At 62.1% G+C, this 25,617-nt stretch carries 25 protein-coding genes; 2 read left to right on the plus strand and 23 right to left on the minus strand.

Annotated features, from left to right (window positions below):
* Window positions 1-12: 12 nt before the first annotated feature.
* From AC3WR5_RS30500 to trbB, 23 genes are all read right to left on the minus strand, one after another.
* Window positions 13-2,559 carry a DUF5710 domain-containing protein gene (locus tag AC3WR5_RS30500; RefSeq protein WP_492489410.1) on the minus strand — a complete coding sequence of 849 codons (2,547 nt, stop codon included), beginning with the start codon at window positions 2,557-2,559 and terminating at the stop codon, window positions 13-15.
* The gene (locus AC3WR5_RS30505) at window positions 2,559-2,891 is read right to left on the minus strand and encodes a hypothetical protein (protein WP_492489411.1); all 333 of its coding nucleotides are present in this window, start codon (window positions 2,889-2,891) and stop codon (window positions 2,559-2,561) included. The genes AC3WR5_RS30500 and AC3WR5_RS30505 overlap by 1 nt, the downstream gene beginning before the upstream one ends.
* 98 nt (window positions 2,892-2,989) lie before the next feature.
* Window positions 2,990-4,012, minus strand: a complete 1,023-nt coding sequence (locus AC3WR5_RS30510; protein WP_492489412.1) for a KfrB domain-containing protein — start codon at window positions 4,010-4,012, stop codon at window positions 2,990-2,992.
* The gene (locus tag AC3WR5_RS30515; RefSeq protein ID WP_492489414.1) at window positions 4,009-6,081 is read right to left on the minus strand and encodes an LPD7 domain-containing protein; all 2,073 of its coding nucleotides are present in this window, start codon (window positions 6,079-6,081) and stop codon (window positions 4,009-4,011) included. The genes AC3WR5_RS30510 and AC3WR5_RS30515 overlap by 4 nt, the downstream gene beginning before the upstream one ends.
* A 149-nt stretch (window positions 6,082-6,230) precedes the next feature.
* Window positions 6,231-6,746 (minus strand): KfrB domain-containing protein, encoded by a 516-nt coding sequence (locus tag AC3WR5_RS30520; RefSeq protein WP_492489416.1) that lies wholly within the window; start codon window positions 6,744-6,746, stop codon window positions 6,231-6,233.
* Window positions 6,747-6,823: 77 nt separating this feature from the next.
* Window positions 6,824-7,114 (minus strand): hypothetical protein, encoded by a 291-nt coding sequence (locus AC3WR5_RS30525; protein ID WP_492489418.1) that lies wholly within the window; start codon window positions 7,112-7,114, stop codon window positions 6,824-6,826.
* Window positions 7,115-7,375: 261 nt separating this feature from the next.
* Window positions 7,376-8,911, minus strand: a complete 1,536-nt coding sequence (locus AC3WR5_RS30530) for a helicase HerA domain-containing protein (protein ID WP_492489420.1) — start codon at window positions 8,909-8,911, stop codon at window positions 7,376-7,378.
* An 86-nt stretch (window positions 8,912-8,997) separates the two neighbouring features.
* On the minus strand, window positions 8,998-10,287 hold the full coding sequence (locus AC3WR5_RS30535; RefSeq protein WP_492489422.1) for a ParB/RepB/Spo0J family partition protein: 1,290 nt from the start codon (window positions 10,285-10,287) through the stop codon (window positions 8,998-9,000).
* A gap of 33 nt (window positions 10,288-10,320) precedes the next feature.
* Window positions 10,321-11,103: a ParA family protein gene (locus AC3WR5_RS30540; protein WP_492489423.1), complete on the minus strand. Its 783-nt coding sequence runs from the start codon at window positions 11,101-11,103 to the stop codon at window positions 10,321-10,323.
* A gap of 118 nt (window positions 11,104-11,221) precedes the next feature.
* Window positions 11,222-11,647: a hypothetical protein gene (locus AC3WR5_RS30545; RefSeq protein WP_492489425.1), complete on the minus strand. Its 426-nt coding sequence runs from the start codon at window positions 11,645-11,647 to the stop codon at window positions 11,222-11,224.
* 123 nt (window positions 11,648-11,770) lie between these two features.
* A complete protein-coding gene (locus tag AC3WR5_RS30550) occupies window positions 11,771-13,327 on the minus strand; it encodes a TraB/TrbI/VirB10 family type IV secretion system protein (protein ID WP_492489426.1) in 1,557 nt (518 codons plus the stop codon).
* Window positions 13,279-14,175, minus strand: a complete 897-nt coding sequence (gene trbG / locus AC3WR5_RS30555; RefSeq protein WP_492489427.1) for a P-type conjugative transfer protein TrbG — start codon at window positions 14,173-14,175, stop codon at window positions 13,279-13,281. The genes AC3WR5_RS30550 and trbG overlap by 49 nt, the downstream gene beginning before the upstream one ends.
* Window positions 14,176-14,934, minus strand: a complete 759-nt coding sequence (locus AC3WR5_RS30560; RefSeq protein ID WP_492489428.1) for a VirB8/TrbF family protein — start codon at window positions 14,932-14,934, stop codon at window positions 14,176-14,178.
* Between the two features lie 45 nt (window positions 14,935-14,979).
* Window positions 14,980-16,578: a TrbL/VirB6 family protein gene (locus AC3WR5_RS30565; RefSeq protein WP_492489429.1), complete on the minus strand. Its 1,599-nt coding sequence runs from the start codon at window positions 16,576-16,578 to the stop codon at window positions 14,980-14,982.
* 32 nt (window positions 16,579-16,610) lie between these two features.
* Complete coding sequence (locus AC3WR5_RS30570; RefSeq protein WP_492489431.1) at window positions 16,611-17,357, minus strand: conjugal transfer protein TrbJ; 747 nt, start codon at window positions 17,355-17,357, stop codon at window positions 16,611-16,613.
* A gap of 84 nt (window positions 17,358-17,441) precedes the next feature.
* On the minus strand, window positions 17,442-17,630 hold the full coding sequence (locus AC3WR5_RS30575; protein WP_492489432.1) for a hypothetical protein: 189 nt from the start codon (window positions 17,628-17,630) through the stop codon (window positions 17,442-17,444).
* On the minus strand, window positions 17,630-18,220 hold the full coding sequence (locus AC3WR5_RS30580; protein ID WP_492489433.1) for a hypothetical protein: 591 nt from the start codon (window positions 18,218-18,220) through the stop codon (window positions 17,630-17,632). The genes AC3WR5_RS30575 and AC3WR5_RS30580 overlap by 1 nt, the downstream gene beginning before the upstream one ends.
* A 15-nt stretch (window positions 18,221-18,235) precedes the next feature.
* Window positions 18,236-19,477, minus strand: a complete 1,242-nt coding sequence (locus AC3WR5_RS30585) for a carbon-nitrogen hydrolase family protein (RefSeq protein ID WP_492489435.1) — start codon at window positions 19,475-19,477, stop codon at window positions 18,236-18,238.
* The gene (locus AC3WR5_RS30590) at window positions 19,474-21,990 is read right to left on the minus strand and encodes a TraG/VirB4 family ATPase (protein ID WP_492489437.1); all 2,517 of its coding nucleotides are present in this window, start codon (window positions 21,988-21,990) and stop codon (window positions 19,474-19,476) included. The genes AC3WR5_RS30585 and AC3WR5_RS30590 overlap by 4 nt, the downstream gene beginning before the upstream one ends.
* Before the next feature lie 18 nt (window positions 21,991-22,008).
* On the minus strand, window positions 22,009-22,242 hold the full coding sequence (locus AC3WR5_RS30595; RefSeq protein WP_492489439.1) for a hypothetical protein: 234 nt from the start codon (window positions 22,240-22,242) through the stop codon (window positions 22,009-22,011).
* Between the two features lie 86 nt (window positions 22,243-22,328).
* On the minus strand, window positions 22,329-22,703 hold the full coding sequence (locus AC3WR5_RS30600) for a TrbC/VirB2 family protein (RefSeq protein WP_492489441.1): 375 nt from the start codon (window positions 22,701-22,703) through the stop codon (window positions 22,329-22,331).
* A 16-nt stretch (window positions 22,704-22,719) separates the two neighbouring features.
* Window positions 22,720-22,929, minus strand: coding sequence for a hypothetical protein (locus AC3WR5_RS30605; protein ID WP_492489442.1), 210 nt, complete (start codon window positions 22,927-22,929; stop codon window positions 22,720-22,722).
* A gap of 22 nt (window positions 22,930-22,951) precedes the next feature.
* Complete coding sequence (gene trbB / locus AC3WR5_RS30610; RefSeq protein WP_492489444.1) at window positions 22,952-23,953, minus strand: P-type conjugative transfer ATPase TrbB; 1,002 nt, start codon at window positions 23,951-23,953, stop codon at window positions 22,952-22,954.
* A gap of 122 nt (window positions 23,954-24,075) precedes the next feature.
* On the opposite strand from trbB, the gene AC3WR5_RS30615 reads away from it, so the two are divergent.
* Together AC3WR5_RS30615 and AC3WR5_RS30620 are read left to right on the plus strand one after the other, a co-directional pair.
* On the plus strand, window positions 24,076-25,131 hold the full coding sequence (locus AC3WR5_RS30615; RefSeq protein ID WP_492489446.1) for a TcpQ domain-containing protein: 1,056 nt from the start codon (window positions 24,076-24,078) through the stop codon (window positions 25,129-25,131).
* Window positions 25,132-25,142: 11 nt separating this feature from the next.
* Window positions 25,143-25,604 (plus strand): toxin co-regulated pilus biosynthesis Q family protein, encoded by a 462-nt coding sequence (locus AC3WR5_RS30620; RefSeq protein ID WP_492489448.1) that lies wholly within the window; start codon window positions 25,143-25,145, stop codon window positions 25,602-25,604.
* The last annotated feature ends 13 nt before the right edge of the window (window positions 25,605-25,617 follow it).

Genomic DNA, 25,617 nt, shown 5'->3' on the forward strand with positions numbered 1-25,617 from the left:
TTCCTGGCCGTCCTATCGCTCATTGCCAGACGCACGAGTCACCATGGGTGAAGCCAGCGTAGGCGCGCGTTCGACCGCTGGCGCGTGGCCCAGCGCCGCGAACACTTGTCGCTGCGCCTCCTTTGCCCCGCTGGCGCACTCCAGGTCGTTCCAGTCCGTCGGACGGCCGGCGATGTCCACGAATTCCGGCACCACCACGACCGCGCTCGGGCCCCCTTCCTTCTCGATGCGCTTGGCGAAGGCCGCAGCTGCGAAGCGCACGGCCTCCACGCCGCGATTGTTGTAGTGCGCGCGGATGGGCTTTTGGTCGGTCATGCCAAGGGCCTCGATCGAGATGGCGCGCACCTCGGTGGAGTCCACCTCGCGCTCCAGGCTCATCCTGTATCGACCCTGTGGTGCTTGATGCCACTCGCCGTCCGCGACCGCGTCACCAAGCGACACGAGTCGCGAGCGCGTGGGGGTGCTCAGGACCTCCACCACGCTGCCACGCCGAGAGTTCGGATTGAGGCCCAGCTTGTCGGCGAGAAAACCGAGTGCTTTTTCGACGTGGAACTGATCGTTGTCCCCCGCCAAGACGGCGCGGATCTCCGGAGGTAGTCGGCGCGCCGCATCGCTGGCCACCACCTCCAAATTTCCTGCATCGAAGCACACCACCGTCGGGATGCCCGTTGCGCGGAACCACGACGCGCCTGTCGCGAAGCCCTCGACAAAGGCAACGTCGAGGGCGCTGCGTTGGGCCGTCGCGCGGCTGCAGAGCGTGTCCAGCGTCGTGGCTCCCAGCACTGCCATGGTGCCGTTCTTCTGGGCGCCGCGCATGAACGATTTCACCTGGCCGTTCTCGCTGATGATCTGGACGGCGCGGATTTCTCCTGCTGCTGTTTGCATGGGAACGACGAGGTAGCGTTGATCCGGCTTCACAATGGTTTTGCCGCTCTCCCCGTAGAACTCGGGGTACTCGAGCAGCACGCGCCCCGCAACCTCGTGCAGCCCGGTTGCCGGGATGCCCTTTCTCCGGAGGTACGGGTGATCCCGCGCCGGCTCGCTGCGCGAGAGGACGGCTGTTGCGTTTATCGCTGCCGAGGCTTGCGCAGCCCGGGCCTCGCGGTCCGCAATCTCGGCCCGATGCAGAGCTGTCGCACGCATGCGAGCCTTCTGCTCGGGGGTCAGCAGCGGACCGTTGTAGGTCCAGACGCGCGACTCGCCGGAGAACTTGTTGTTGATGGCGCCCACAGGCGTTCCGTCGTCCAGGCCTGCCAAGTCGAGGACATAAGCGCCGGATCCGTTCTTGCCCTTGTTGGCCAACACCCGCACGTTGTGCCATTTGCCGTCGGCGATGAGTTCGCGCGAGGTGTCCAGGCCCATGTCGTCCATCTCCTTCCGGAAAGCCTCCACCACTTCGCTGTCGGCTGCGACCTGGCCAAGGCAATGCTCGCTCGGGTTCCATTCCCGAAACTTCTCGATGTCGCCGTCCTTGGGCACGAACCACACTTTGCTCGGTCGATACCACACCGCCCCGCGTGCGCTTGCAAGGTCCTTTTGATCGAAGGGCACGGCGAGCACCGCTTTGCGCTCCGCGAACATTTCTTCAAGCCGAGCCGCGTAGGCGTCGAGGCCGGCCTCGCGCTGCGCATGGGGTTGGCGAGCCTGCGGCGCAGGCGCCGGTCTTTTCATCTCCATCGGCGCATCGTCCTTGTGGGAAGGGATGGGAGCAGCGTTGACCGCTCGTTGCCGCGCGTTCGCGGTGCGGCGCATTTCGCGCTCAACGTCGAGCTCCTGCTCGGCGATTCGAATCAGGGACATCGTTTGGCCAGCCACGAGCTCCGAGGCTCGGACGGCCTCGTAGAGAAGCGACGGCTCGGCCCGAACAGCACGCCCGATTTGCTGCGATTTCGCGCCAAGCGGCAGCTGCAACTCCGAGATCGCCCGCGAGGAGTGCACGTCCCGCAGACGTGCGGCGATCAATGAGGTGGCCATCGCGCGAGCCATCAAGTCGCCCAGCTCCCCGAGCCCTCCGGCCTGCTGCTGCTGCATGCTGATCCACTCGACAAGAGCCGGCAGAACGTGCCCGCCCGGCTCAAACTCCGCGGCAACCATTGCGGCCTCCACCGCCTCCAGCGAGAGGCCGACACCCGCCTCGTAAGCGGGCACGCCCGCGATCGCAGAGGCGTTGTAGACGGCCAGGCGCCCGGCGAGCGCCTCTGGTCTGAGGACGCCCGCATGGTCGGTTGCCTCAACGATCTGCAGCCCGATCGGCTGCGCCGTGTCACGCAACTGCCAGCCGGCGGAAAGCACCTGCTGCGAGGTGAAGAACCGAGGATCTCGCCATTGCCGATCCTGCATGACCTGTAGCAGCATCCAGCGATTGAATCCCGTGATTGCGCGTGGCACACCGCCGGCAACCGTGTGCGGCAGCGGCAGCGTCACGGCCTTGCCGGTCGCGAAGACTGCCGTGCCCGCTGCAAGGTGGTCCGCAAAGCGCCCGGCAATGGCCAGCCGGTGAGCAGTGCCTGCTGGCGATCTCGCTTGCATTGCGGGATGCTGCGTCACGTGGTCGACCATCAGGGCCTCACCTCAGAGGCGGGTGCCGTTCGCGGCAGCATCCCCGCCTCCAGCGTCAGCACATAGCTGTCCGCCAGGCCAAGCGGCGTGAACTCGGCAATGGCGACGCGTCCGCCGCGGCGCGACGCCTCGCGGAGGTAGCCAATCGCCTCCTCATCGAACACGGGGAGGTCGAGTGAGAGGATGGACCGTTGATGAAGCGCGACAACGCGATTCCCGATCACGCGAAGGGTGTCGGCCTGGCGCAAACCGCAGTTCGCCGGGGCTGTGACCATGACGCCCTGCAGGCTGCCCGCATCATCTTTTGCAGCAAAAACTTCGATCGGAATCATTGCTGGACTGCAATCAAGGTGATTGAACATCAAATAATGCGCTCATGATACATGAGCTCTGTTGGGAGGTCCATGCATCAACGTGGGCCTTTCGCGGCTCAGCGCCCCACTCCGGGCTTGGCCAAGCTTTGGTTGGCCAACCTGGCCATGCCCATCTCGTACGAAATCGAGACGACGTCGCCGACTCGGGGGTCTTCGCCACACAGTGCGTGGCGACTGTGCGCCACCAGGTCAGCCGGATCGCGGCCGACCTTCTGAACCAGCCGCTCGGCCGAGACTTCGACCAGCTTTCCGACGTACATGCCAGAAGGTTCTGCTTGGCGGGGCTCGGGAGCGCGCTCATCGGGGTGACGGGCCGCCCGGGGCCTGGGCGCCTGCCTCAGGCCGTCTGTGGTGAGTGGCAGATCCATCTTCACGCCGGGATGGCTCCGAGAATCCAGTCCCAAGACCTGGCTTGCGTAGTCCTCGGCGTAGACGATCCGTGCCTCCGAAGACGCCACGTAGCCCTTGGCATTTCGATAGCGGTTCACACCCAACAGGATCATTGCCGTGCTGACCTCGCGAATGCCGCGCGCCAGCTCTTGTGCCGGCCGCGGGCAACTCGCATCGACTTCGAGCTCTGATTTGAAGCCCAACGCGGCCAGCTCGGTTCCCAGTGCGTTCACCTTGGTGATCGCTGCTTGCTGCAGCGCTTCAGGCAGCTGCTCGCACGCCGGGTGAATCGCGGCAAGGTCCTTCAGCGACCGCGGAGGCCAGTCGACGCTAACGACGCGACCCTGCAGGCCAACGCGGGCAACTTCCTTGCGCGCTTTGTCCTCGACGAATGAGATGTGTCGCTCGTCCAACCGGCCTTGATTCGCAGCGGAATTGATCCCGAACAGGATCATGTCGCGCATCTCGTGAGCCGGCTCGCCCGCTTCGGCCAGTTGATCCAGCAGCGCGTGCACGCGCTCGGCAAAGGGGCCGTCCGTCCAGGCAGCGGTGTCGCCTCGCAACTCGGCTCTGCGCGCCTCCAAGCGTCGCGCGCGCTCGGCCCGCACTGCCTCGTCGTGGGCGGCATTTACCCTGAGGGCGACATCCAGCTCAGACTCGAAGAAGCTGCCCTGCAGAGGCGCGCTCAACGGCTCAGCTCCTGCTTTCGCGCCGGCGTCTTCACGTGGCCCCCGGCTATGCCATAGCTGATCTCGACATCCTCGCCGATGTCCGGGACGGGGCCTGTCAGCTTCGACACGTCGTGCCACACGAGGACGTTCGGGTCGCGTCCCGCCTTTTGCGCGATCCGCCCCCCTTCTACTTTCACGACCGGGCCGATGTGCAGCCCGGACATTGCCACCTCGATGTCGGGGGCGTTCTCCGGCAGCGCGACTGCCATGCCCTTCATGTGAACGGTCGTCTGCCATTTCACCGGATGCGACGTCTTGCCGTCGGTCCCAACAATCGACGTGCGGCCTTCCTCTTTCAGCACGATGCTGTCGCCAGGCTCAGCGCCCGCGTCGACCAAACTGCGCTGAAGGTCCTTGCCCCAAACAGTCTTGGTCACGCCCGGCGCGATCTCCACGTCAGCGAAGTAGCTCATGCCGTTGGCCTTGTTGCGGCGGTACGGCGCGGCGCCGTGTCCAACCAGCCGAACCGGCAAGTCTTCCTCCTGAGCGCCCTCGAGCGCTGCGACCGATGCGCGCAGGCGCTCCGCCTCGCCGATGGCCATGCTTGCCTCGCGATCGACAACCGGTTCTGCAGCCTCTTGCGCGATCTCTGAGGCCGCCCGCTGGCCGGCTAAAGGCAATTCAGCGACGGCCACGTCTGCGCGAACGGTGTCGCCCACGCGCACCACGGTGCGGGTGACGACCTCGGCGGCCTGTCCGTATGCCGGCGCGTTGGGGGCTTGAGGCACACCGGGGTCGACCTCGGTCGACCTGACGACAGCCGAGCGTGTGACAGTGGTCGGTAGGCCCTTGTCCTGCCCGATGGCAGGAAGCACCTCCACAAACTCCGGAGCCTGCTCTTCCGCCCGAGCCGCCGCGGCCTCGTGCTTGCGCGCCTCCTGCGCGATTCGCTCAGCCAGGTTCTGCCGGTCTTGCTCCGTCGGCTTGTAGTTGACGACGTCCAGGCCCATGACTTTCGCTTCTACCCATGCCTTGGCCATCACCTTGGGCGGCCCCTTGAGCTCGATGGCCTTCCACCCTTTGAGGAGCGCGAGTTCCATCGCACCGCGGTAGCCCAGGTCTGACTTGGCTCGGAGCGAGACTGCGTTGCCTTTGTCCTTCAGAACCGCCGGGCCGCCAGCCTTCGGCCGGTATCCGCCCTCGTTATCGCGCATCAGCTCTCCGCCAAGCAACCGTGGCGGTTCGCTCACGTTCGCCTTCAGATGCGGGTCGTTGAGGAGTTCGTCGCGCGACACCACGCCCAGCCCCAGCCGGCGCGCGTTCGGGTAGGTCTGTAGCAACGTCGCGATGGCCGCCTTGTCCCTTGCAAGCTTTTGACTCTCGACCAGCTTGTTGACCCGCTTGGCCAGCTCCAGGCCATCGAAGTTGTGCAGGCCATCGAGCCAGTAAGGGGCCATCACGGCGAACGAATCCAGCCCACCGCTCCGGGCTGGTTCTTGACCACCTTCGGCTGGGGCCAGGCCCTCGGCCCCAACTTCGGGCACTGTCGCCTCGGATGCCGGCAGAGGCTGCGCAAAGAACAAGTCTGACGCGTCTTTCTCGATTCGCTGTTCGGGCATCGCCTGCAGCTCCGGCTGCGGCGCCGGCCCGATCTCGATTTCGTCATCGAGGTCCGCCACGGGTTCCGCCACATCGGCGCTCGCGGCCGACAACGTCTTGGCCGGCGCAGCGAGCTTCCGGTCGACTTCGCCTCGCATCTTGCGGATCTCGGCCTCCGACATCGCCATCATCGCTTGCAACGACGGCATGCCCAGTACGCTTTCTGCGTTGTACATCAGCCTCTCGGACACGGTGCCTTTGGATAGGTCGCGCACAGTGATCCGAACGCTTGCCGCCTCTGCAGGAATCGTCCAGCCGTTCAACGCGGCCTGTTCCTGGGTGATGAAGCGGAGGTCCCGCCACCCAAACCCTTCCATCCCCAGTTTCAGTCTGTCGACGTTGGCGCCGGTGATCTCGCTAGCATCGAGTGGATTGAAGGGCAGTCCCGCGCGCCCCTGTTGGGCGAAGCGATCCTTGAGGCGAGTCATGGCCACAGAGTCCGGCATTTCGATACCTCACTAATTAATGATTTCGGGTTGATTTTGCAGCTAAAGATCACAACGCCCTAACCGAGAGCCCGCTTGGCGCCGGTGCCCAATCCTACCTGACACCCCTGAAATTAACACGTAATAAACACTTACCTGCCAACCTCAACACCCTTCTTTTCGGGGCGCTGACTGGGAACGCATACGGCTTTATCCCCATTCACGGGATAGGTGATCCTGACGTCTGAGTGCAAGGAGGGAATGTTGGCGAGCTTGGCCAGGTCGTGCAGCACGCCCTGCTGCCCGACTCGCTGAACGAGGAACGCGGCTGTCTGACCGACAACCGGACCGTCGTAGGAGCGACCGAGTTCGGCTGCTGAGGACTCGAAACGGTCACCCATGATCGCCTTGCCCACATACATGGCTAGTCGCACCTGAAGCTCAGCGTCATCCTCGCGACCGGCCTGCACTTCCATGTCCGCCGCATGCTTCTCGCGAAGTGTGGTCAGCGCACGTGATACCTGCGCCGCGAACATCTTGTGTTTCTCGGCGGCAGCGGAAGTAGCAATCCCCTCGACTAACACGTCTCGACATGCATCGAGCGTTCGAGGGGCGATCCGCGTTGTGGCAGCCGCACGCAGGAACTCGTCTTGTGTCCAAGGGCCCATGGAATGCGGGGACGGATGAGTTTTAGAGGGCAACCGTCATTCTAGCTCCACAGGGCGTCGCCCCAAGGAACCGAGCTTCAGCCAGCGCGAGCCGGATGCCGCAAATGGACAGCCGGCAGTTCGAGCGAAGCTTCGCGAGGCGCGCTACGTTTTTCCCATCCGAATGGGCAGCCGTACAAGTCGACGAACGCCTCGCGCTGCTCCTGGATTGCCATGGCGTAGATTTCTACGCGTTGCTGCAGGGTGGACGTCTCATCGATGCCTACGAGGAGCGGAAGAGTCGCCGCCACCTCAGCTTCTAGAGCGTCGGCCAGCGGGCCTTCGGGATAGTCAATGTTTGAAACCGGAACCACGCGATGTACGCTCATTTTGCCCACTCCCTGGTGCACTTGATCCTACGGGACGCCTCGCGCCGAAGGTCCTGCTCCGGCCGCTGGGCGCAATTTAACACTAAATTAACACTTTACGCAAACTGAGATCACAGCGCGACCGTTGCTAACTTAAAACTTACGACGCGCAAAGATTATCGGACGCTGTACGTCGCACAACATGACAACTATCGGCGTCAAAGTGGGTACTGCAATGGAATCGTGGGGAACCGTGACTAAATACCACGAGGCCGATGCAATTCAGTCGATCGCGACGAGTTGGAAATTCGCGCTGAGCGAGCCCTTGAGCTGCATCTGGACGAGGGCGGTCTTTTGGGGAATCAAGGCCTTCAACATCACCTCCTCGACGCCCAGCTTTCGAGCGGCAAGCGCCGTATCCGCCTTGGCAAGTCCGAGCACGACGATCGTGCCGGTGGCCTTGATGAAGTCGTCGGGGAAGTGGTCGGGCGACTGACCCATCACCCAGAGCCCAAGCCCGAACTTCCGCGCCTCGTTGGCGATCTTGTTGATGATTGCACTGTCATCGTCAGTTGATCCAATGAATCTCTTCCCCTCGTCGAGCACAATCAGTTCCACAACGTCGCTCTGAAGCCCGCGCTGCATTGCGCGCTCGAAGATTCGCGAGCACACCAGATCGACGAGTGTCGCCTGCACCGAATGCTCCAAAGGCTTGATCTGGTACTGCCAAATCGGCTTCCTCGGATCGAATGGCGGCGGCGCCTGGTTGAAGATGCCGATCGCGCGCAGGTTTTGCACTCGCTCGTAGACGCTCGTCAGGACGTCCTGCGAGCTGTACCGAATGACATCGTCGAGCTCCCGGCCGGTCACGATCGCTTCGAGGTAGCTGGTATAGGCGTTCGCTGCCTTTTCCTTCGCTTTGTCCAGCGCAGCGGTCAGCTCCAACCTCTCGGCGTCTTCGAGCGCGGCATCGCGTTTGGCCAATTCCGCGATTCGCCGGTGGTAAGTGCGGGCCGCCTGATTGACGTCCTTGAGCAGGGCCATCGCTGCGCTATTCGTGCCACAGAACTGCGCCTTGAGCTTGCGTTCCGTGTAGCGCACCAGATCGTCAATGGACGGTGCGACCTTGAACAGGTTGCGCGGCTCCCACATCAAAAAGTCACCGTCGTAGCAGCTCCGATCCACCCACCACGACTTCTTTGTCCGCATCTCGGGGTTCTCGTCGAAGTCGTCGAAGCCTCCATGTGTGCCGTTGAGGCGGCGGAGCTTGAGCACTTCCTTGAAACGCTCGCGATGCTCGAAGGCCACATCGAGGTAGAGCCGGTTCTCGCGGCCAGCAAGGACGGCTCGGATCATCCGCGGGTCGTCGGGCACCCAGCTGTGGGGGTCATCGGCCTTGAAGCCGAAACTCGCGTAGAGATCCTCCAACAGGTAGCGCATGACGGCTTCCTGCTTGGTGCCCAGCAACTTCTGTTTCTTGACGGCAGAGATGAACTTCTCTATTGCGCGCCGCACGCCCCCATAGTCGGGGTCGGGATTCACCTCCAGCGGGTTGTAGCCGTAGTCCGTCGCCGAGGAGAACTTGACGGCGGACGAGAACGGCAACTCGATGTCGCCGTGAGGATCGAACACGTGGACTCGCACGGGTTGACGCAACTCTGCGGCACTCTCCACGAAGCTTGTCACGAGCTCCTGCAGTGCGTAGGTCTTGCCCATGCCGGTGACGCCGGACACCTGGAGATGCGGATTGATCGCACGCCGGGTATCTAAGACGACAGGCTCTCCGGTTGTCGAGTTTCTTCCAAACTTCACAAGCATTTTTTAATTACCGTCTAGGTCCGATGTGCTTGAAGCCAGCACAGGCGCCGGTGGGGCGGGCGCGGTGGACGCGCCCGCCCCACGGATCATTGCAGCTTGGTCAATTCGTTCTGCACGACAGCCGGCACCTCGCGCTCGTCGACCACAACGCCCGCCAGTTCATTGGCAATGCGTGCTGCCAACGGGCCGGGAAGCGAAACGCTCAGCTGCACGAGGGCAAGCGCGTCGCGATCAACCGGCGCCAGTCGCTCCAGCAGTCTCTGCAGACTCACGACCGGGATGCGCACGTTGATGGGAGGTTGCGCCGTACCGCCCTGTCCCGACTGGAGCACGACGCTGGCCGCGCCAAGGATCTTCGCGCGATCACCAACGGGCAATTGGTAGCCGGTCGCCGCGTGTGCGGTGCCGCCGGCCAAGGGCGTCTTGGTGGTGGCCGGCGCCGTTGCCGGTGCCGGCGATTTGACGCCCGGCGACTGCGACTCGCGCCCTTCCCTAGCCATCTGCGCCAGTTGTTGCGACACGGAGTCGGCATCGTTCACGCCGGCGTCAGGTTCTACTGAGCCGGACGCCTCTTTGAAATGGCTGCTCGCAGGCGCAGTGGGGGCGGGCGTAGCTGGCGCTTGGCTCGCCCCAACCCTCGCTGCCTTTGCGGCCCGCGCGAGTTCGTCAATCACGCCGCGGTTGAGGGGCTTGGCCAGGTACTCCGGGTGGTCCTCGGGCAGTTGCACACGTCGCTGGATCTCAACCTGCACTGGCATAGGCAGCACTGAGATGCGGTAGACCTTCTCGACGCTGTCCGCGATGCCCGTCTCCACCCAAAGTCGCTGCAACTCCACGTCGCCATACTTCACGTAACGGCTGACCCAGCCCTCGCTTTTGCCAAGATGGGCTGCGATCTCGGACTGGAGCATGCCCGGCTCGCCGTCGTGGCTCTGCATCAGGACGCGGATCGAGCTCGCCATTTCTGCGTCGGTGAGATCCTCACGGTTCACATTCTCGGCAAGCTGGTAGACAAGTCGCGTCTTGCGCTTTTTAAGGTCGTTGCGAACTCGCGCGAGGATCGTCGCCTTTCCAAGCTGGATGTGAGCGCGCGTCCTACGTTCGCCGACGACCACACGATATGTGCCGTCCCCGACGGCCTCGACAGTGATCGGATGAATCAGGCCATTGCTCGTGATCGACTCGACCAGTTCTTGAACCGCCTTTTCGTCCTCTTCCGCCACGCGGCCGTCCGGGTGGTGGAAGGCCTGGCGCGGCTGCGTCGCGTCGAAGCGCAGCTTGTCGAGTGGGATCTCCACCGGCTTGGAATCGTCGTCCACAGCCACAGGCGCGGCGCGCCCGGCAAGCTTCTCCAGCGCCGACAGTTTCTTGACCATTTCTTCTCTCCTAATCTTTCCTGGCGTCCGGCTTCACTTGCCGATGATCGCGGTGCACACACTGCGCCATTGTTCGCGCAGCTCGCGCGGCGCACCGCGGTGCGTCCACACTGGTTTGGCAGGGCTCTCTTCGATCGCCTCGGTCACTGCGCCGCGGGACGACAGGGTTGCGAGAATCTTGGCGCCGTAGGTTTGGTGCACCCAAGCGTCCTTTTCACGTTGCGCCTTCAGCCGAAGATTGGCGCGGTTGACCAGGCCAACCCAACGAAGGCTGGGGTTGAGCTTGAGAATGCTCTCGTCGATCGTTTTGACGACGTTCTGGAAGCCGGCGATGTGCGTCATCGACGGCTCCAGCGGAATGACAGCCAGATCGGCCCAGTACAGTGCCACCAAGTGGCGCAGGCCCACCGCCGGGGGCGTGTCGATGATGATCACGTCATAGTCCAGGCTGCGCAGGTACTCGCGCATTTCACCCGAATAGGCGCGCTCTTCCGCCGCGTCGTCGTAGTCCACGCGATCAAGGTCGGAGTGACCATGAAGCAGGTCGATTTGCGGGTGATTTGTGCTGCGTGGCGTGATCGGCGTCCCGTCAAAGAGGTCGCTGACTCCGCCGCGGGTGTCCCGCACAATGTCAAGGTCATCCGTCAGGTACTGGCTCAGGTTTCCCTGAGAGTCCAGGTCCAGACAGAGCACACGACTCCTCTCGTGGGCGAGTGCAGCGTGGGCAAGGTGGAACGACACTGTGGTCTTTCCTGGGCCGCCCTTCTGGTTGATGACCACAATTACTTTGGTCTTGCGTGCCTTCTTCGGTTGCATCGGGCTTGCCTTTCGCTTCGCGCTCATCAAGGCGCATGCATTAATTGATGCAATCATAGCCGCGCCCCAAGTTCAACGCAAGACCAGGGGGGCGCTTTTGCAGCAAAAGCGCGTCGATTCAGATGCTGCCGATGAGGCCCGGTCCTTCGTACGGATACACAGCCATGCACCACCAGCAGACAGCTGTGTAGAGGAAAGTACGCAGAGACAGTTGGCGCTTGAGCTTCGAGCCGTGCGAATTGTTCACGGCGTCGACGGCGGCCTTGATGCGGTCGATCAGGGCGTTGGGTAGTTGCATGTTCATCGGCACCCATCCCGAATCGCGTGCAACACCAATCGTACTCGGAGAGACACGATGGATCTGGGCCAAGCGCCACTCGAAAGGCGGATCGGCTTGCCAGGGCTCATAAGCCAGGAAGCTCTCGAGCATGTGGACGTACATGCGGTTTAGCTTGCGCTGATAGTGGACGTCCGAGAGCTGGCGACAATAGGTCATCAGCCATTCCGGCACGGAGGTCTGGGCAGATGCGAACTCGGTGCTCATTGGGCCCAAATCTTTTAATTGTAAATCCGCAAGCATACACGTAGGCGGGGCCTCTCCTGTATTGGTTTTCCAGCAGGCGCGTCGGGAACCCTCCATCCCCTCTACGTCAAACGGCAACGCGCATCAGCAGCGGGCTCGCCAGACTTTCTTGAACACAATGCTCTGCGGCAGCATGATCATGAAACGTTCACCGGGGTAGTTCTTCAGGGTCGGCTGAACCTGCATCTGCTTGCCAAGGATCTGGGCCCCAAGCTGTCCGTATTGTTGCGCAAGTGCCGTGGCGACCGCCTGCTCCGGCGTCTGGGCGGTCGTTCCTGTCGGGACAGGCGGTTGCGACAGTTGCACGCCTGCGGTGACCAGCGACATGCCGAAGGCCAAGCCGAACAGCTTGAAATAGTGGTTGTCGACGTCGGCAGCAAGGCCTGCTGCGCCCGAACTGTCATATCCCTGCATCGCGCCAAGATTGAGGTGCGACCCGTCCTCGAAGCCAAGGTAGTTCCACACGACCAGGTTGCGGGTTTGCCCCACGGCGACCTTCGAGTCGTACATGCCTTCGACCAATGTCATGGCCGGTACCAGCAGGCGGCAACCGCTGCGCGTGTCGTAGACGTCTTCGGTCACACGCGCCTTGACCATCCCAGGCTGATCAGAGTTGATCTCGCCTTCAAGGCGAAGCGGGATATAGGACCCACGCTGCAACTCGTTCTTGGAGACAGCCGGGAGCGTGGCAGCCTGCAGGTAGGTCTGGTCACCCTTGCCCGCGGTCCTGAGGAAGCTCAGCTTCTCGTCCTGTTCCGACTCCGTTCGCTGTGCGGCTTGGCCCAGCGGCGCTGCCGAACTCGGCATGTTCCCGCCGCCGCCCTGCCCTTGCAGGCTGGCCAGCAATGATGCTGCGGCCGTTGCCGCGACCGCGGGCGTGCCTGCCTTCGTCTCCCCCGTATCGAAAGCCTTGGAGGTCAAGCCTGTGCTGCGTGCCTGGGTCATTCGACGAGTGCGATCGGCGCTTGCGGCGCGGGCCGCTTGCTCCTCCGCGGTTGGCGGCGCATTCACGACAATGGGGTTGTCTGCGCCCATGCTCCCGTGATTGAGCGCGCTCTCGGGCGAAGGGCTCGCGCCGGACATTGGCATTCCACCTGGGCCGGAAGACAGGCCGCTGTTGCCCATGTCCGAATTGCTCGCTCGCGCGCGCATCGGATTGGCGGCACCTGACAGAGACGGCACTCCGGTATCCGGCGCGGAGAGCGACGGGCGACCGCCTTTGTCTAGGCCCAGCGCGTCGGCGGCGGGTGCCGTCGGATTCGCCGAAACGAGGCTTGTCTTGGCTGTGTTCGCTGCCATGTCGGTCGACGGCGCGTCCGTGAGGTCTTTCGGCACGACAGAACCAGCAGGCCTCATGGCATCTTTCGCCTTCGGAACATTGGTGGCTTCTGTAGGCTTTTGCTTCTTCTTGTCCATCTGGTCGAGCGCCGAGAAGAAGATTGCGACGATGGCAACGAGGACGACGAGGAGGACGCCGACGACGCGCTTTGAGATGCGATCTGCAAATCGCGGTTTGGGGCGAATGGCGCCCTCGATCGGCGGAACCCCAGCGTCGATGGCGAAGGCATCGCTCGCTTGCTGCTTGTCGGCCATCAATGTTGACCCCAGCTGCTGAACAACGACTTCTGCTTGCGCTTCCACACAATCCGCACCTTCTCATCGTCCCGGTGCAGCTCGGCGTTGTTGAAGAGCTTGTCGACCACGTAGTAGGTCGTGTTGGACTTTTCGTCCACCGTCCGGCGGTAGTTCACGACCATGTAGTTGCCCTTCGCGTCGATGAGGCTCAGCGTCGGGTATTCGCTGTGACGGACCTCTGCGGGCATGGCGATATACGTGCGCTCACCATCGTTGAAGACGCGCAAAGGCCTGAAATCCGCGTCGCCGTCGATGCCGTAGTCGAATGCCAGCTTGTCCGGTGACACAGAGGAGGGCAGGACGTTGTCTTCAACGTCCTTGGCCTTCGCTTCGGCAGCCCGGCCCATCTTGGCGTCCCACGAAGAAACCAGCGACTCGGGGTAGTAAAAGCCGACTCGGTTCAGGTAGACGCCTTCGGTCTTCGGCGAGTAAAGCTTGATGTGGTAGGTGCGGCGATCAGTCGTGATGATCGCGTTCGTTTCCAAATCGCTGTCCTTGGGCTGGATGACGATGTGGTTGACAGTCTTCCCCTTCTCGATCGAGTCGGCGCCATCCCACTGCCAGTTTTGCCCGTCGCCGAGGATCACCTTGCGCGGCGTTTCGCCGGGCTCCATCTCGACGTCGCAGGCACGCACAGGCGAACACGTCAGCTGCGGCATGGCCTGGCCAAATGGGAAGATCACCATCCCGTCCGAGGACAGGATCGGCTTGGCCTTCGCGCCTGACTGCCATTGCTGAACCTGGGCCGTGATGGCGTCGTTGAGCTCGTTGTATCGCTCGCCGGCATGCGCCCCAGTCGATGCCACGGCCGCGGCTGCCGCGTTGATCGCGAATAGAGATTGCTTGAGATTCATTTAGTTGGTCCTTTCCACGACCTTCTGCCAGCTCAGTTCGGTAATCTGCAACCCAGCGCCGTTCTTGCGGAACTCGTCGGCGTCGCTCGATGGGTCGAGTTCGTATTGAAGGGTGGCCCGCCAATGCTCGGGATCTCCGAGCTGCTTGCCGTCCAACCCGAACGAGATCTCATCCCAGTCCACCTGCCAGGACTTCGCAGTGAGCTTCAGCGCGCTGCGAACGATCACCTGAACGGTCTTGGTGGCGCCAACCTCGTTCGGAGGCGCCTTGCGAAGCTCGGTGCGAACATAGTTCGCCGCGGCACCGGACAGCCTCGTGAAGCCCTTGTTCAAGCGTGCGTTGTTCGCCTGGCGATCGGTGGTGACTGACCGCAGGTTCTCGAACAGCTCGAACATCTCGCTGTACAAGATTTTGTTGATATCGACGGCGGACTCGTCGCCGTGCAATGCAGTGACGTAGACCGTTTGACGGAGGCGATCGACCTCGAAGACCATCGGAATGAACTTTGAACGCCCGGCGATCCATATGGCGCCAGTCACGGCGATCCCCGCGATCGCCAACGAGAAGAACGCGAAGAGCCGCCAGTTCCTGGTTTGCGCCTGGGAACGCATCGCGCGATCCTCGTATGCCATGTTTGCGCGAACCCACGGCGACATTGCGTCTTCCGACGCCGACACCTTGGGCTCCGTCGAGTCGCTAGCCGCGGGAGACTCGTGAGACGCTTCCAAGGCAATGGCTTTTGGTTTCTTCTTGAACATGTTTTGATGTGTTTTGATCGCATCTGCTTTAGCAGCAAAAGCGACTTAGTCGTGGTGGTGCGGGCTAATCGATACGTGCGTCGCTGCCTGCTCTTGTCCAACGTGCCGACCGACCTCCGACACTCGTTCTCCGAACGTGGGCTTGCGGCTCCCACCTTGTGTCGACAGGTGGTCAACCAGTCGATTCAGCGCCTCTTCGGCCCCGCCCCCGCTCTTGCCTGACACGCCGGCCGTCACCGCGGAGCCGGGTGCGCTTTCCGGCGCAAGTGCTGTTGCCTCAGCATTTCCTTGTGCGGTCGGCCCGGCTTGAGCCGACGATGCACTAGCCCCGAGGTTCACTGACGAGACTTCCTGGCCATATCTGCCAGATGTCACCCCGAGCTTAGGTTGAGAGGCCACATCCACACTCGTCGCGGATGGAGGGGTTGCGGGAGCACCGGACGAACGGCCAATGGCCGAGCCGGATGATGCGGCTGCGCCGGTTCGTGCGCCGGCAGAGCCATCTCTCGCGCCAGGCGCGCCCGAGGATGGACCAGTGCTTGCTACGGACAGCGAGGCCGGCGGGGACGCGGGAGGCATTGACGGCGCGTCGCCGCCGCTGCCCATCGGTGAAGCGTTGGACATCGATCCACCACCGATCGTTCGAGAGAGGAAATCGGACATTGCTTGCGGAGTCCGGCTGGCGCCGGCGCCGGCGAGAGCTCCTCCCGAGGCGATTGCAGCCCCCACCGCGGCGCCGGCCGCGGCCGCTTGTGCGACATCACCTGTACCCATCGAGGTAGCGCCAGATGCGAGCGTCGCTGCGATCGCATCCGATTTCCACACGAGGAAGGCCAGCAGGACATAGCCGCACAGCGCGGTCAAGATCGTGTCCATCGCTTGGCCGATTCCGCCGTTTTTGAAGGTGTCGATGCTTATTGCATTGAAGGTGTCGGAGATGATTGAGCTCAGACCCGAGTAACCGGATAGCAACACGGTGAGGAGGATTACCCGGTAGCCCAAAGAAATGAGGGCTTTGAAAGGCGCGATGCCCTGGTCGCGCAAGGTGCTGAGCCCAAGAAAGGCGAAGCTCAGCGGCGAGAGCATCGCGACCAGCGCAACCTCCAACTGCAGCATGAAAATCTTGAACGCGAAGTACATGCCGACGACGAGGAAGAAGATCGTCACGTAGAGCAGCAACTGACCTGCCGTCGTTCCCACGAAAGGAATCGAGCCAACTCCGAGCGCCAACACCGTCATGCCGCTCGTCACACCTATCGTCTTGGTCATGATGGAGCTCGGACTAGGCAGATCGACTCCGACCAGCGACATCCATTCATCTCCGACCGCACGCAGGTAGTCGGGACCGTTGTCGATGATGTAGAGGCAGACGCCGACCCAGGCGACCGCGGCGAACAGCTTCGCAACGTGCGCCTGAATGTCCGCGTCGGACTTGAACAGCTGCCAGTTCGTGATGCCGAATTGCAGGGCAGCGAAGGCGCCCAACCACGTGACCGCATGCGAGGTCACCCTGGACATGGCCGGGCCCATCGACTGTTGCAACATCGAGAGAACGGTGGCCGCAGCGTCGGTGGACGTTTGCGCGTTAGCGGCCTGACTCATGCACAGGACCGCGCAGGACAGTAGGATGTGACGAATCTTCATGATTTATTCACCTTGGGCGATGCGGCGGCGGTTCAGCGTCCAAAGCCCTTCCATTTCGGCGAAGGAGCCGTGCGATCAGCCGGGATCGCCTTTGTGTATGGCTGCGTCATCGCACCGGCGTCGTCCAGGCTCTTCTGATCCTTTGCTGTCTGTGTCGCCATGTAGGTGGCCTCCGCACTCGCCTGGCTAGCCATCAGCTCCTGCAAACCCTGGAGCTGCTGAATTTGCCGCACGTTGATCTGTGACAGCGTCTGCAGCGAGTCCAGCGTCCCGTTGGTGGACTGGCTGTGGTTGTATAGGTCCGTCAACGCGGCCTGGTTGGTGGCGTAGGCATCCCGCTGCTTCCCGATCGACCTGAGAACGCCCTGCAGCGTGTCCGTGTTCGTCTGGTGCCATTGCGTGAAAGCCGTGGCAAAGTCACCCGCAGGTTTACTTTTGTAGAGGGTTGCGAAATTCCTGTCGATCTGGGCCAGGTTGTAACCGATGGACTGGCCGCCGCTCATGATTGAACCGATTGTGTTGATCAACTGGCCGACATCCTGGCCCAAAACCGACGACGGGTTCGCCACGAGGTTCTTCAACTCGTTCTGAACTTGCATGCCTTGCCGAAGGTAGCTCTGAACCTGCTGTTCATAGCTCTGCACCAGCTGCAGGTTGTTCAGAATCTGCGTGATTTCTGTCGAACCGCCCGTGCCGGCGACCGTCCCCGCGTCGGCCGTGATCATCGCACTCAGAGTCGCGCCTGCTGCGATCCACGCGCGCGTCCAGCTCTTTTTCATCTCTGTCCTTTTGCTGCGAAAGTTCAACAGTTAATGCATTGTAATCTGACCATATAGTTGGTCAAGGCGTCGGCTGGTGGACGTTCATGATTTCAATGTTGGTGTGCTTCCAGCTTCTCTCGGGGCGATGTGGCCAGCGTCGACGGCGCTGTTGGCGACTTCGAGGAAGGCACATGCCTGCCCATCGAACGGATTGGCGACGCCGTGCTCAGGCAGGTTCACCGCGGGAAAGGCAGTTTCGAGGAAGGCACTGCTCTGGTCCAGCATGCTCATCAACCGCCCCCTTGAGGCGCACAGTCAACGAACGGTATCGTGAAGAGTGGGCCGTACTTGTGCCCGTCAGTCATGTCGCGCTGGATCAACGACCAGATGTAAGGATCGTCCGAGTCGAACTCCGGCCGCCACCGGCCCTTTGCAACCATGTCGGGCTTCACCGCGTTCAGCGCAGCGCGCCGGTCGGCCACCTTTTGCCGCATGTCAGGGGTGTAGACGCCGTTGCCTGCGTACACGCTGTAGCCTGCATAGGCGCCGGTATTTTGGCTGCCATCCGGGAACGGGACGGCGAAGGAGATCGTCGAGGTAAGGCCCGCATCGAACCGCGATTGAAACGGATACAGCCCCCCGGTATAGGTTTGCCACCCCTGCGGGGTCAATACCGCGCCGACAGTCTGGTCAGGTGACAGGATGCCGAACCAGAACAGGCCCGGGGTTCCGGCGTCGGCGCCAGTGGAATAGTTGACCTGCAGCACCGGCGCGCCTGTTGAGGCACCGGCACAAGCCACGAACGCAGTGCCAGCGGCCTGCGCCGCGCCCAGGGAAGCCCACAGGCCGGACATCGCGATTGCTTTTGCGACAACTCGCATGTTTCCTCTCTCCAGTCAGATATTTCTTGCGAAGACGACGGGGAAGTCAAACAGGCGCGCGAAGGCTCGCACGCTCTGTTTTTGGATCGTCGGAATGTTTGTGGCGCTCGCCCACCACACGTTGCTCACTGCGGCCACAACGTCCGGCCTATCGGCCGCCAAGCGAAGCAGCGAGTACGTCAGCAACTGCTCGTAGCAGACCGAAATTCCGACGCGCCTGCCCAATACCCTGATCGTGCTCGTTCGAGCAAGCAAGTCGGCCGTGGCCCCGTCGTCGGCCCACGGCTTCCACATCGAAATGGGTACCGGAATTCCCTGGACGGCAACTCGATCATCGTCCGCGTCAGCGCCGAGCACCACCACAGCGTTGGCGTATTGCGCACCCCTTTGAAGTTCTGCACCCACCAGGACGCGCGAGCGCCGCTTGGTCAGTTTGCGCTCCGCCTGCGCGAGCATCGCTTCTTCAACGCCATCTAGTCGTCCCAAAAGCGTTTCTGGGAGCACCAATACGGCATTCTGTGGCATGTCGTCGATGGCGTTCACAAGCCAATCGACCCGACTCATGGACGCCATCAATTGACCGGCGGACTCCGTCCCGGCGCTCGATAGTTTGGCGAAGCCGGTATCGAAGCCTTGCCAGTTCGGGGGAGCGGGGCGCACCTGATGTCCGAAGGAGAGGTTTGCAATCGTCGCAAGCGCGATGATCGGGACCGCGTGCCTGACGCTACCCGCCGCCAGTGCGCCAAGGCCAATGGTCGCCAACAGGAGGCCGCTCCATCCCCAGCCGGGAAAGGCCACACCGGCGATAGACAGCATGTTCAGCCATCCGACCAGCCCGAACGGCGGAAGGACACAGGTGATCGTTGCCAGGATGAAGCCGAATCCGCGCCGCGATCCGCGGCGGCCCCATCCAATGGCATAGGGAATGCACAACAAGATGACGACGGCAGCCCACATGGCAACTCCGCACCAGCCCGGCGCCTGGTCGCCGAAGAACACTACAGCCCCCTGAGGCAACCCTCGCGCGCCCGAGCCGAAGTAGCCGACCATGAGCACACTCGCCTCCCCCCGTGTCTCCGTTGCGCTCCAGAGCGCCGGAAGGGCCGCGATTGCAAGCAGACTGACCAGATCGTCCGCCCTCCCCCAAGCCACCCAGCCGATGAATGCACCGACTGCGAGAGTGCACAACAGTCTTCGAGTCCGGCGCAACCATTGGGCGTCGGCCAGTGGCTTCGAAGGTATGGAAGCGACGGTCATGCGGCCTCCATCGCCGCGGCGCTTGGACCGACGAGCTCGGGATCCAAGCCGCGTCGCTGCAGCCAGTACCGGGGCCACTTCTCGCCGTGCAGGCGGTAGAGCTCCTTGATCGACTTGCGATCTTCGACGCCCGAAGCACCAACGAAAGAAAGCGCCACAGGACCAAGTTCGAGTTGGAAAAGGCGGCGGCCGGCGGGGCTGGTGAAGAAGTAGTCCCGTTTGGGCGTCGCGTTTGCCAGCAGTTCGATCTCGCGATCGGTCAGGCGCATCATCTTGTACAGCTTCTTGTTTTCTTCGGACTCTGCGTCGGGGTTGGGCAGCAGAATCTTCGTCTGGCAGGCCTGGAAGATGGTCGAGGCAATCGGCGAGTTGGCGACGTCTTGCAGTTCCTGCGTGGCGAATACGACCAGCGCATTGGCCTTGCGCAGCACCTTGAACCACTCCTTGAGCTTTTCCTCGAAGAGCTTGAGCGCGAGCATCAGCCAAGCTTCATCCAAGATGATCATCGTCGGCGAGCCATCGAGCTTGCGCTCGATCATTCGGAACAGGTACAGCAGCACCGGAGCGACGTGCTTGTTGTTCTGTTCCATCAGCTTCTCCATCTCGAAGACAGTGAATCGACTTGTCGTCATCGAATCTCGACGCGCGTTCAGCATGCCGTCGGCCATGACCTTCTCGTATCCGCCCAGGACTTCCTTGACCTGGCGAATCTGGATGAGCTGCACGAGCTGCGTGAACGAGCGCATCTCGATCGGCCGCGTCTGAAGCAGATCGAGGCAGCGGCGGATCTCGGACGAGGTATCGAAGTCGACCTTGACGCCATTCAGTTCCAGAATCGTCTCGATGTAGCCAAGGGCCCACGTGCGATCGGATTGCCGATCAATGTGTGCGAACGGAGAGAGTCCGATCTTGCCGGTAGCGTCGTCAGCCATGAAGTTGTAGTGGCTGCCGCCGGCCCCGAGGCAGAGTCCCAGCAGGGACTCGCCTTTCTCGAAGGCGAAGACCTGGGCACCCGGATACCGGAAGTGCGAGGCCACCATCAGCCCCAGCACCGTCGACTTGCCCGCGCCCGTCGGGCCAAAGACAGCTGTGTGCCCAACGTCCCCGTTGTGCAGAACGACTCTGAAGGGTGTGCCGCCGCTGGCCGAACCCTGGAACAGGGGCGGCACCGGGCGGTTGGGGAAAAACTGCTTGTAGAACGGGCAGGGGTTCGACACTGGTCCCTGCCAGGTCGATGTGAGGGGGAGACAGTCGGCCAGGTTCATCGAATGAATTTCGGGCTGGCGAACGTTCTCGTAGCCATGCCCAGGCAACGAGCCCAGGAACGCTTCCACGCAATTGACTTCTTCGTCACGGCAGGGAAACCCCAGCCCGCCGACATGCTTGATGAGGAAGCGGATCGCGCTGTCGAGATAGGCTGTGTCGTCGCCCATGAGGATGATGGTCGACGCCCAGAAACCATAGCTCACCGAGCCTGATTCCAGATCGTTCAAGACCGCTTCCGCGTCGACAGCCATGTTCGCCGCGTCTTGGTTCACCGGCCCAGATGTCTTGCCCGTGAGGTCTGCCATGAAGCCGCGGATCTTCTGGCGCCACTTGCTGCGCGTCTTTTTCGTGGTCGCCTTGGCCCTCTCGGGGTCTTGCGCAATCCAACGTGTCGTCCATCTGAACTTCACGTTCATGCGATTCAGCACTTCCAGGATGCCGAACTGCGTCCCAGCGTCAGGAAGCCCTTCGACGGCGACGACACGAATGTTCGTGTTGTTGATCTTCGGGCGGATGCCAGGCAGAAACGAATAGCTGCCGATCACGTTGTCGACGCCCATCGGAATGCACTCATGCGGGACGCGAATCGGCGCTGAAACCCCGGTGAGGCACTCATGCATGTAGGCAAGCTGATCTTCGTACCACACCATCCGCTTGGTGATGGGATCGCGCTCCATGCGCGGCATCAGTCTCACGAGACTCGTCTTCAGGCCCGACTCCAGCGTCGAGACGAACTCGCCCATCTGGCGCTCGAAATACTCGATGGCCTTCCTCGAGATCGAGATCGGCGTTCCAGCCTTGTCGCTGGACTCATATGCAAAGCTCTTGATCCGGTTGACGAGGATCGGATCGGGCAGGTACGTGAAGGTGATGTAGTAGTCGTTCTCGTAGTGCGCACCCTCGGTGCGGTACTGCCCGACGCGCTCGTTTTCAATCGCGCGGGTCACCGGGTCGGGGAACGCGCCGTTGTCGTCGTACTCCACCGACTCTGTGCGGAGCGTGGTGGAGTGGATCATCCAGCCCGCAGCGAGCTTCTTGAGCATGTCGTTCACACGCCGACGCAGGAAGTCAATCTCGGCATTGCTGGCGCACTGCATATCAGGGCCGCGATAGCGGAACGTGCTGATGAGCTCGCCACCTTTACCGAGCACCACGCCGGGGCGAATGCAAGCATCGTAGCGAAGCAGGTCGGGAAGCCCGACGAGCTTCGTGCGGAACTCCTGATGAAAGATGTCGATTGCGCCCAACTTGCAGTCCTCCTAGTCTTAGGAAAAGTCCCGGAAGCCCGGGGTTTCCTTCCCGATGCTTGTCTTCGGCGCGTAGTACCTGGCGTACTTGAAGTGGCGCATCAGCACGTCCACCATCCACGGGTCAGCCGCATACATCTTTCTGGCCACCCACAGCGTTCCAAAGAAGATCGCGATAGGCGCCAAGACGAAGAGCCCGAGGAACGGCCCGTAGCCGACGAACATCGTCCAGCCGAGCGACAGTGACAGCATGGCGGCCACACCGACAAGACGGCGATCTCCCCCGAGCCACGCAATGCGGCGGAGGAGGGAAAGACGGACTGGGGTTCGTTCCACGATCAGCAGCCCGCGCCAGCGAACCTTGAGTAGGCGAGCGTCAGCAGGCCGCTGAACGCCACAAGGAAGCCCACCCCCGCAACGATCGTGACGGCCTTTTTGACAATGTCGGTCAGCTCGGCGCCGAACAAGAGCGTGGTGCCGCTGGCCAGCATTGCGGCCAATGCGGTGCCGAACACCCACTTGCCCATGAGCAAGTTCACAACCTTGCAGATACCGCCGCCAAGCTCGTCCGTGTCGCCGGAGTCAGCCAGAACGGCGCGAGTGCCGAAGACAAGGGCAACCTGGAAAAGGACCGGGCCGTACTTGTTGAGTGCCTTGAGCGCTCGTTGTTGAACGTTGATGATACGTACATTAGACATGCTTTGATTGTTCACGTTGGTTCCTCGACGTTCAGGGTTGAAGTGAAAGTGTTTTGGGCTTGGACGGAAATCTCCGCCGATAGAAGAAAACAAGAGCGATCGACAGCGCGATCCAGGACCCGATCAGCACGTACAGAAAAACGTGTGACGGCCGGCTGCACTGGTTTGTGCTGCGGTGCCATGCCTCAAGGCCAAACATCAAGCTGGCGAGCCAGTCGGCAGGGCTGGAAAAGAAATTCATGTTCCCGGTTTCCGATGAAGGTTCATTGCACGTCCTCGACCTGAAATCGACCGGACGCTTCGTCGTAGCCATTGACACGGAGGATCTCCCTGACCCGCCGTATGCCCCCCCTTCGTTCAAGGTAAACAATGAAATTGACGGCCTCGCCGATCAGCGTCCGCTGCGGAAAGGCCGAGACTTCCTGGATCAGCTGATCCATGCGAGTGAGACCTTTGTAGGCCGAGTCCGCGTGAACCGTGCCGAGGCCACCGGGATGGCCCGTGTTCCAAAGTTTGAGCAGCGCAAGCGCTGGCTGGCCTTCACGAACTTCGCCGACGGTGATTGAGTCCGGACGCACGCGATTTACCGCCTTCGCGATGTCGGCCATGGTCGTCCACGGCGATGTACGCAAGAACAGCTTATTGGCAAGCGCGCACTGCAGCTCCTTGGTGTCCTCCAACAGGAGCATTCGGGTCGACGGACGCAGTTTCGAAATCTCGAAGAGCAACGCGTTGCAAAAGGTGGTTTTTCCCGAGCCAGTGCCCCCAACGACGAGGATGTTTTGCTGAACCGCAATCGCGACACGTAGCAATTCAGCTTGCCGGAACGTGAGCACTTGCCTTCGCACGTAGTCATCGAGCGTGAAGATGCGCAGCGCCTTTTTGCGAATCGCGAAGATTGCGTTCTCAGCGACCGGCGGCGCGATTCCTTCGAAGCGCTCCCCGTTAAGCAGAACCAACTCGCCCTCGACGATGGGCCTTTCTCTGGAAAGCTCTCCATTCAGAGCTGATGAAACTTGGCTGAGGATCGACATCGCGTCGTTCGGTCCCATCGTGCCGACCTGGCGCATCTCGCCGAGCGACTCGACCCAGAGCTTTCCGTCGTCATTGAGCATGACCTCGACGACATCGGGATCAGCCAGAGCGTCCATGACGAGCGGGCCAAACGCGTAGACCAACGCCTCTCGCCGCCGCGCCACGAGTTCGTCATCGACTGCTGCACTGTCCACTGTTGAATCCTTCTTTTGCTGCAAAAGCCCGGCCATGGGGCCAACGGGGTGCATTATGCGAGTACATTATTTTTTGCGCAATGCCCTCGCATTCATGTACCATCACAAATAATGTACTTCGGCCCGACAGGGTCACGTCAACAAGCTGGAACACAACAATGCGATCCAAGATGCATTTCGCGCGTGTGCTCGCCCCAGTCGTTGGGGCATGGGCCTTGGCTGGGAGCGCGCACGCCACCTACACGGTGGTAGATGCGGATCTCTACCCCACTTCGGCCCTTGAGGGTCGGGAACGGCCGGTCGAGCCACCATCTATCGACAGGTACAAGGTCGGCTTCACCAAGAGCTCGACCCAACTCAGCCCGATCGCGCGCACGTTCCTGGACGGCCTGGTGCCGCGCATGCAAAAGGCCGGGCAAGTCCGCATCGTGGGCCACGTGGACAGCGCGACACCAACGGACAACGACAAGCAGCGCGTCCTCGCCATGAGCCGCGCTTCGGCGTTGCGCTCCTACCTGGCTCGCGCGGGCGTTCCGGCGGCAATCATTGAGATCGACGCAGACGGCACCGCCAACCCGCAAGCTTCGGCCGGGATCTCCTCAACCGACGTCTTCATCACCAGCAAAGTTGATCCGCGCTCTTCGGTCACTGAGCAGGCTCGGCGCCAGATCCGCAGCGTGCAAGAGCCGTCTGTTCCGCACACGTATCGCTACCTCCCGAACGACAGCCAACAAGAGCGCACCGTAACCGCCGTTGCCCCACGCTCACCCTCGGACGAACGGCTCATTGAATACATCAATCGGGCCGTGCAATCGGGACAGATGCAACCCGCCGTCGCGGCTCGCATTTTGCGAAGCGTCGCCGAAGCAGACACCTCCGTTCCGACCATGGACGCGCCGGCCCCGCAGGCCGCATACGCGGCTCCGGCCGCTGTCGCTCCTCGCGCGCCAGCACAGCTGCGCATCGAGCGCTGGACACTCGACGCCCGCCTGAATCTCAAAGAAAACCTCGACGAATGGGCGAGGTCCTCGGGCTGGAAGCCCATGGTTTGGGAAGCAAGCAATTTCTACCAGGTGACGCGCACCACCGTCCTCGACGGCGCGTTCCCCGACGTCCTCAAGCGCATCTCCGACAGCACCGGCTTGAACATCTGCGCGCGAGTTGCAGAGAAGGTCGTGCGCGTCACCGACGCCAACGTCCCTTGCGCCCAATGAAGGAACACACGATGCACACCCGACTCCTCGCTGCCCTGGCTTCCTTCACGTTCGCCGGCGCCACGTCAGGGCAAGAACTGGGCATCCGCCCCACGCCCGCGCAGGCTTCTGCCCCCGCGCTACCCATCGTCGAGCAAGCCAGGGACCACGACGCGATTCTCGCGATGCCCTCTGCCGCGACCACGAACCCGAAGGCAGCCGAGTTGCCCATCGAGCAGCGCTGGTCGCTGACGGCCGGCACCACGATTGGCCAAAACCTGAAGTCCTGGGCCGGCCGCGCCAACTGGACGATCGTCTGGCAACTGCCGAAAGACTGGATCGTCCCTGCAGCCGCAACCTTCACCGGCAGCTTCCCCGACGCTGCGACGAACGTCATCGAGACGTTGGCCGGCAACGGCGCGCTGGTGCGCGCACAAATCTACGACGCCAACAGAACCATGGTGATTTCGGGCCCCGGAAGCATCCAGCAATAACCCACAAGAAAGC

The organism is Ideonella sp. FW305-24 (assembly GCF_058788035.1).